Here is a 7,171-nt window from a genome sequence, read left to right as displayed (position 1 = left end):
GGTCGTCCAGACGATGAACGTCAACCGGAACACGGTGCTCGACACCGACAACGAGGGCATCCGGGTCAGCACCGACGTCTATAACGGCGCCTTCGTCGACCAGGCCAACACCATCACCATCAACAACAACAGCGTCGACACGGTCGACAGCGACGGCATCCTGGTCATCAACGACGTCGTCAGCAACAACGGCGACGAGACGACGCTGCTGCAGACGGTCAACATCAACGGCAACACGGTGCTCAACACCGGGCCGGACGACCAGTTCGGCGGCGGCGAGGGCATCGGGGTCGACAGCTTCGTCGATCACTACCGGGCGACGATGTGGCAGACGGTCAACATCCTCAACAACAGCGTCGACACCGGCTACGCCGACGGCATCTTCGTCCATACCGAGGTCGACGACGACGCCACCGTGTTCCAGGACAACACGATCACCATTTCCGGCAACTCGGTGTTCAACCAGGACGACGACGGCATCGCCGTGGTCAACGAACTCGACGACGGCGCCACCCTGCGCCAGACGCTCCACGTCGACAACAACACGGTCGCCAGCAACGGCGGCGACGGTATCTTCATCGACGCCGGCGTCGAGGGCAGCTCCGACACCCGCTTCTATCAGACCGCGACGGTGCGCCATAACACGGCAGTCAACAACGGCGGCAACGGCCTCAACATCGACCTCGACGTCGACGACGGCGCGTTCTCGACCCAGACCTTCGATGTCGGCGGCAACTCGATCGCCGGCAACGACGTCGAGGGCGTCCTGATCGACATCGAGACGGAGGACCCGCTTTCAACCAGCTCGTTCTTCCTCGAGTTCTACAACAACGTCATCCACGACAACGAGTTCGACGGCTTCGAGGTCGATCATTTGGTCTTCGGCTCGGCGGCGAGCGGGGTCTTCAACGCGGTGGTGACGAACAACTCGATCGTCAACAACGGCGACAGCGGCATCGAGATGTACTTCCAGACCGATGCCTATACGCCCGATGGCAGCGTGTCGATCGTCGATGTCGACTTCATCGGCAACACCGTCGGCGGCAACATGGGTAACGGCGGTAACGGCGACGGCATCTATGTGGCGTCCAGCGTCTTCGACAGCGGCATCGCCGGCATCGCGCTCGAGTTCACCGACAACACCGTCTTCCTCAACGGCGACGACGGCATCGCGCTGCAGAACGTCTGGGATTCGGCCAATACCGGCGGCTCGGCAGTGATGAGCGCGACCTTCGGCGGCAACGACATCAACGCCAACACCGACGACGGCGTGTACCTGTTCAACGACGGCGATACGGACGACTTGCACGCGTTCCAAACGGTGCTGTTTACCCCGGGCGGCAACTACATCGCCAACAACCCGGGCTATGGCGTCTATGCGCGCACCCAGGACTACGGAATCCAGTTCGTCGATATCGGGCCGACGACGTTCTCGGGCAACGGAACGGACACCGGATACAGCTACGACGGCACCGGATCCCAAACCTTCTTGCCGTAGCCGGCGTCATACAAGTCAACCTAGCGGACGTGCCGCCCCTCTCGGGCGGCGCGTTTCGTTTACCCCTCACCCCGACCCTCTCCCGCAAGGGGAGAGGGAGTTCGGCCGAGCGCGACCAATCATCCCTCGCCCCATCGGGGAGAGGGAGGGACCGCGCAGCGGGAGGGTGAGGGGGAACCGAGCCCAGCCGGAGCTGGGTGAGGGGACGACAATGCGGGTGAGGTCGATCGAATCCGCCGCCCAATACTGGTAACGTGGATCAATGACGACCGACCAACGCGTACGAGACCTACGGCAACGGCCGACCGATGCTGAACGCCGGTTGTGGGCGCGTCTCCGGAACCGGCAAATGGTCGGCGCCAAGTTCCGCCGTCAGCATCCGATTGGTCCGTATATCGTCGACTTCGTCTGTTTCGAGAAACGGCTTGTTATCGAGGTCGATGGCGGCCAGCACGCAGCGTTGACGGCGCGCGAAGACACCCTGCGCAATCGCGATCTCCGCCGACAGCGCCACCGGGTCCTGCGGGTCTGGAACAACGACGTGCTGGACAACCTGGATGGCGTCCTGGCCCGCATCGATGCCTGCCTGAGCGACCGTTCGTAACAGCCCCTCACCCCGACCCTCTCCCTCGAGGGGAGAGGGAGTTGGACCGAGCGCAGCGTATCGTCCCTCGCCCCTTACCCACGTTCCCTCGCCCCCTTGGGGGAGAGGGAGGGACCCGCTTAGCGGGAGGGTGAGGGGGAACCGAGCCTAGCCGGAGCTGGGTGAGGGGGACATCGCCGCGACCGAGCCGCTCTACAGAAACGCGAACCGGTAGGCGTCGCCGTCCGCCACCACGTGGCCCATCGAGGGCGACGGAAAGTGGGCGGTCAGCACGGTTCGGCCGCTGTCGCAATGGGCGGCGAGGAAGTGCCGCCGCGTCGCCCGTCCCTGCTCCGGGTCGCTGTCGATACGGAACCGCCAATCGGGAAAGACGCACTGGATCGGCGCATGGATGAGGTCGCCGCACATCACCGCCTCGCGGCCTTGGGAGGCGAGCCGCACCGCGACATGGCCCGGCGTATGGCCCGGCGTCGGCTCGAGCCAGACCTCGTCGTCGAGGGCGTGGTCCATGTCGACCAACACCGCCTGTCCGGCCTCGATCACCGGCAGCACGCTTTCGCGGTAGGCATTGTTGGGATTGGCCGCGTAATGGGCGACCTCGTCGCGCGACAGGACATAGGATGCGTTGGGGAAGGTCGGCACCCAGCGGCCGTCGACCCGCCGCGTGTTCCAGCCGCAATGGTCGGCGTGGAAATGGGTGCAAAGAACGAAGTCGACCGCTTCCGGCGCGACGCCGGCGGCCACCAGCGCGGCCAGCCACGACGCCTCGTCGCGCCGGTGCCACGGCTCGAAATGCGGGTTGTCCTTGGCGCAGCCGACGCAGGTATCGATGAGGATCGTGTGATGGCGGGTGCGCACCAGATAGGACTGCACCGGCATGATCAACTTGCCGCTCTCGGGGCACATCGCCCACGGCTCCATCCAGGCGCGGTACGCTTCGACGATTTCGGCGGTGGCGTCGGTGAACAGCTCCAGCGGCGTCTTGTAGCGCATCTCCATCTCGACGAGGCGGTCGATGCGGATGTCGCCGAGGGCGAGCGTCGTCTTGCGATCGCTCACATGCCGCCGCCCTTGAAACCGCCGTCACCGTCCGCCGCGGCGCCCGACCCCGACCCCGCCGAACCGGGACGCGCGATCTCGGGCGCGGCGATTTCGACCGCATCGAGCGACATCTTCTTGTAGGACGCGCGGTCGTAGTCGGCGCCGAGCGGGAACGGGCGCAGGCAATCGAAGCCGACCTTGGCGCCGAGATAGTCGGGGAAGCTGGGGTTGAGGCCGTGGCCGAAGACCTTGTCGACGACGACGATGCCGGTCGTCGCGTCGAGCCGCGTCGCCATCGCCCATTCGACGTCGCTGGGGTTGCGGATGTCGACGTCATCGTCGACCACGGTGACCATCTTCAGCGGCGGGAAGGCGGCGAAGGCGGCCATGATCGCCTGCTTGCCCCACCCCGCCCGCTTCTGACGCAGCTTGACGACGGCGTGGTAGAAGCCGCAGCCGCCGTGGCTGAAATAGACGTCTTCGGCCCCCGGCACCTGGCGTTGCAACAGGGTCAGCACGTTGGCCTCACCGAGCAGGCCGACCGAATTCCACACCTCGATCCCGGAAAGGATGGTCTGGAACACCGGATTTCGGCGGCGGTGGATCGCACGGACATGAACCACTGGGCGCTGCGCGCGCTTGGCGTAATAGTTGGTGACCTCGGCGAACGGTCCCTCTTCGCCGAGCTCGCCCGGCACGATCTCGCATTCCAGCGCCCACATCGCGTGGGCCACCGTCTCGACGTCGGAGCGGGTGCCGGCGACCAGTTGCAAGGGATGGCCGTGAAACTCACTGGCGATGCCGAGTTCGTCGGTGTCGGCGGGCGCGGCCTCAGCGGGCGCGGCGGCGGCGAAGTGCAGCCCCGGACCGACGCCGATATTGAGGGTAATCGGCAGCGTCTTGCCGAGCTCCTTGGCCTTGGCCAAATAGAGCTCGAGGTGACGCCCGGCGTCGATGTTGATGTGCAGGGTGTCGCGGTTCTCGACCAGGAAGCGCTGGATCGACGCATTGCGGACGCCGCTCTCCGGGTCCTTGGCGATGACCACTCCGGCGTCGAAATAGCGTCCGCCGTCCTGCAGCGCGTGGAGCGGGATCGGCATCCGGTCGAGGTCGGGCGCGTCCTCGGTCACGTCGAGGACCGGGCCGTCGGCGACCAACCGCGGATCGACCGGCTTAGTCTGCCACCGCTTGATGCAGCCGGAGACGAATTGCGGCAGGGTCGGCTCGTCCTCGCGCAGCAGGTCGGCGAGCAGGTCTCGGTTCCAATAGAGGCCGGTAAAGACCGGATGGTCGTGGCCCTTGACCTTCTCGAACAGCACCGCGCGCGGACCGCCCTCGAGCTCGAAGGCGAGCCCGGCCAGGTCGTAGGCCGGATCGACCTCGGTCTTGACCCGGGCCAGCCGGCCCATGGCGTCGAGATCGTCGATGATCAGGGCCAGGTCGTGAATGTGTTCGGCGGCCATGGCGCGCCCTCCTCCCCGCGAAAGCGTGTCGCACGCATCGGCGCCAGTTTAGCGAACGGCCGCACCCTGTAAAGCAAGCGCGAGTGCCGCCGATTGACACCCCGTCGCGGCCACGCTACGCCAACCGTTGCCCAATCCGAAGGGGGAGAGGTGAGCAAGACAACGGGCGCCATTGCCGCCGGCCATCCGGCAACTGCGGAAGCCGGCCGGCTGATGCTGGAGGCGGGCGGCAATGCCTTCGACGCCGCGCTGGCCGCGTTCTGTGCCGCCTGCGTCTCAGAGCCGGTGCTGGCATCCTGCGGCGGCGGCGGCTTCCTGCTCGCCCGCGCGGCGGACCAGGCGCCGGTGCTCTACGACTTCTTCCCCCAGACGCCGCGACGGCGGGGCGACGGCGACGGGCTCGACTTCTTCCCCATCACCGCCGATTTCGGCCCCGTCCAGCAGGAGTTCCATATCGGCCGCGGGGCAATCGCCGTGCCCGGCGCGGTGCGCGGCCTGTTCGCCGTCCACGGCGAGCTCTGCCGCCTGCCGCTGGCCGAGATCATGGCTCCGGCGATCGAACTCGCCCGTCGCGGCGTGGCGGTGATCCCCTATCAATCCTACCTCCTCGAGGTCGTCGCGCCGATCTACCGCTACCGGCCCGAGGCGCGCGTGGTCTTCGCCAGCCGCGAGGACCCGGACCGGCTGCTCATGTCCGGCGAGGATTTGCGCAACCCCGACCTCGCCGACCTGTTCGAGAGCCTGGTCCGCGAGGGCGTCGACCTGTTCTACCGCGGCGCCGTCGCCGACCGCATCGTCGAGCTCGGCCACGACGGCGGCCTGCTTTCGGCCGACGATCTGGCAGCCTACCGGGTCGCCCGCCGGGTGCCGCTCGCGCAAGCCTATGGCGACGCCACCGTGACCATCAATCCACCGCCATCGTCGGGCGGCATCCTCGTCCTGTTCGCCCTCGGCCTGTGGGCGCGGCGCCAGGCGGCATCGCCGCGCGCATTGGTCGAGATCATGGCGGCGACCAATAAGGCACGGATCGACAGCGGCCTCGACGACGACCCGGCGCGCGACGAAATTCTTGGCCTCCTCGATCCGGCGCTGGTCGCGCGCTATGCCGACGCCATCGCCGATCGTCCCCACAGCGCCCGCGGCACGACCCAGATCAGCGTCATCGACGGCGACGGCAATGCCGCCAGTCTGACCGTATCCAACGGCGAGGGTTGCGGTTACCTGATCCCGGGTACCGGAACCATGCTCAACAACATGCTCGGCGAGGACGATATCAACCCGCGCGGCTTCAACAACTGGCGGCCCGATACGCGAATCAGTTCGATGATGGCCCCGGCGCTGGTCGAGGTCGGCCGGGATCGCCTGGCCGCTCTCGGCTCCGGTGGATCCAATCGCATCCGCACCGCGATGTTCCAGGTGTTGCGCCAGTTGGTGGCCGGCGAGGCCGACTTGGCCGGCGCCGTCACCGCACCCCGCCTCCACTACGAGGGCGGCGTGTTGAACGTCGAGCCAGGCTTCGATCCCGGGGCGGTCGGAGATTTGCTCGCCGACTACCCCGACCACAAACTCTGGGATGCGCCCAACATGTTCTTCGGCGGCGTCCATGCGGTCGAGTTCGATGCGGCGTCGCGGACGTTCATCGCCGTCGGCGACGCGCGGCGCGGCGGCGCCGTCGCCGAAGTCTGACCCCAGAGCCGGGCGATGGAAATCATCCTGCTCTTTGTCGCCGCCGGATTCGCGGGCGGGGTGCCGGCCGGGCTGTTCGGCATCGGCGGTGGCTTGACCGTGGTGCCGATCCTCTATTTGTCGCTGCCATGGCTCGGCGTCGACCCCGGCGTCGTCATGCATCTGGCGATCGGCACCTCGCTGGCGGTGATGGTCGTGACCACGATGGAATCGACTTACGCCCACAACCGCAAGGGCGACGTGGTCTGGCCGGAGGTGCGCAAGCTGGCGCCGACGGTGGCTCTCGGCGCCCTGGCCGCCGCCTTGTGCGCGCCTTGGATCGCGACCGATATCCTGCGCTATTTCTTCATTGCGCTGGTCGTCTACACGATCTTCCGCGCCCTGACCAAGAAGGGGTTCACGACGGACTACGCGCTGGCCGATTTCCGCCCGCCGTCGCGCACGCTCTGTCTTCCGGTCGGGTTCGCGATCGGTCTGGTGGCGGCGCTGCTCGGCATCGGCGGCAATCCGATGTCGGTACCGTTCATGCGCTGGGCGCGCATGCCGATGGTCAACGCGTCGGCGATCTCGGCCGCATTGGCGTTTCCGATCGCGGTGGTCGGTGCCATCGGCTACGCCGCCTCCGGCTGGGGCGACCCGGGGCTGCCCGCCGGGACGACGGGCTACGTCTACTGGCCGGCGGTGCCCGGGCTGCTGATCGGCGCCCTGGTCGGGGTTCCGATCGGCACCCGCCTGTCGCATCGCCTGACGGACAAAACCTCGGCGCGGATCTATGTCGGTTTCCTCGTCGTCGTGCTCGTCGCCATGATCGTCTGAAACCCGGAGCGCTTTGCCTCCAACGCGGCGGTGCACTAGAATCGCCGCCAACGATAGCAATGA

The 7,171-nt window shown here is 67.0% G+C and carries 6 protein-coding genes; 4 read left to right on the top strand and 2 right to left on the bottom strand.

What is annotated here, in order from left to right; genetic code table 11:
* The first annotated feature begins 13 nt into the window (after positions 1 to 13).
* Together GY791_05555 and GY791_05550 are read left to right on the top strand one after the other, a co-directional pair.
* A complete protein-coding gene (locus GY791_05555; GenBank protein ID MCP4327888.1) occupies positions 14 to 1,498 on the top strand; it encodes a hypothetical protein in 1,485 nt (494 codons plus the stop codon).
* A gap of 262 nt (positions 1,499 to 1,760) precedes the next feature.
* Positions 1,761 to 2,102 (top strand): endonuclease domain-containing protein, encoded by a 342-nt coding sequence (locus GY791_05550; GenBank protein ID MCP4327887.1) that lies wholly within the window; start codon positions 1,761 to 1,763, stop codon positions 2,100 to 2,102.
* Between the two features lie 192 nt (positions 2,103 to 2,294).
* Here GY791_05550 and GY791_05545 read toward each other — a convergent pair whose 3' ends face one another.
* Positions 2,295 to 3,101, bottom strand: a complete 807-nt coding sequence (locus tag GY791_05545; GenBank protein ID MCP4327886.1) for an MBL fold metallo-hydrolase — start codon at positions 3,099 to 3,101, stop codon at positions 2,295 to 2,297.
* 56 nt (positions 3,102 to 3,157) lie between these two features.
* The gene (locus tag GY791_05540) at positions 3,158 to 4,606 is read right to left on the bottom strand and encodes a UbiD family decarboxylase (GenBank protein ID MCP4327885.1); all 1,449 of its coding nucleotides are present in this window, start codon (positions 4,604 to 4,606) and stop codon (positions 3,158 to 3,160) included.
* 213 nt (positions 4,607 to 4,819) lie between these two features.
* On the opposite strand from GY791_05540, the gene GY791_05535 reads away from it, so the two are divergent.
* Both GY791_05535 and GY791_05530 read left to right on the top strand, forming a co-directional pair.
* Positions 4,820 to 6,292 (top strand): gamma-glutamyltransferase, encoded by a 1,473-nt coding sequence (locus GY791_05535; protein MCP4327884.1) that lies wholly within the window; start codon positions 4,820 to 4,822, stop codon positions 6,290 to 6,292.
* Positions 6,293 to 6,307: 15 nt separating this feature from the next.
* Complete coding sequence (locus tag GY791_05530) at positions 6,308 to 7,108, top strand: sulfite exporter TauE/SafE family protein (GenBank protein MCP4327883.1); 801 nt, start codon at positions 6,308 to 6,310, stop codon at positions 7,106 to 7,108.
* Positions 7,109 to 7,171: the final 63 nt, after the last annotated feature.

The organism is Alphaproteobacteria bacterium, assembly GCA_024244705.1.
In the GTDB taxonomy this organism is placed as follows: Bacteria; Pseudomonadota; Alphaproteobacteria; order JAAEOK01; family JAAEOK01; genus JAAEOK01.
Note: the sequence above shows the minus strand (reverse complement) of the source record. Positions and strands in the feature narration are given on the sequence as shown.

Bases quoted from the DNA above. Each gene is read 5' to 3' on its own strand.
- GY791_05555 (MCP4327888.1), top strand. From the start codon at position 14: ATGAACGTCAACCGGAACACGGTGCTCGACACCGACAACGAGGGCATC.
- GY791_05550 (MCP4327887.1), top strand. From the start codon at position 1,761: ATGACGACCGACCAACGCGTACGAGACCTACGGCAACGGCCGACCGAT.
- GY791_05545 (MCP4327886.1), bottom strand. From the start codon at position 3,101: ATGGAGATGCGCTACAAGACGCCGCTGGAGCTGTTCACCGACGCCACC.
- GY791_05540 (MCP4327885.1), bottom strand. From the start codon at position 4,606: ATGGCCGCCGAACACATTCACGACCTGGCCCTGATCATCGACGATCTC.
- GY791_05535 (MCP4327884.1), top strand. From the start codon at position 4,820: ATGCTGGAGGCGGGCGGCAATGCCTTCGACGCCGCGCTGGCCGCGTTC.
- GY791_05530 (MCP4327883.1), top strand. From the start codon at position 6,308: ATGGAAATCATCCTGCTCTTTGTCGCCGCCGGATTCGCGGGCGGGGTG.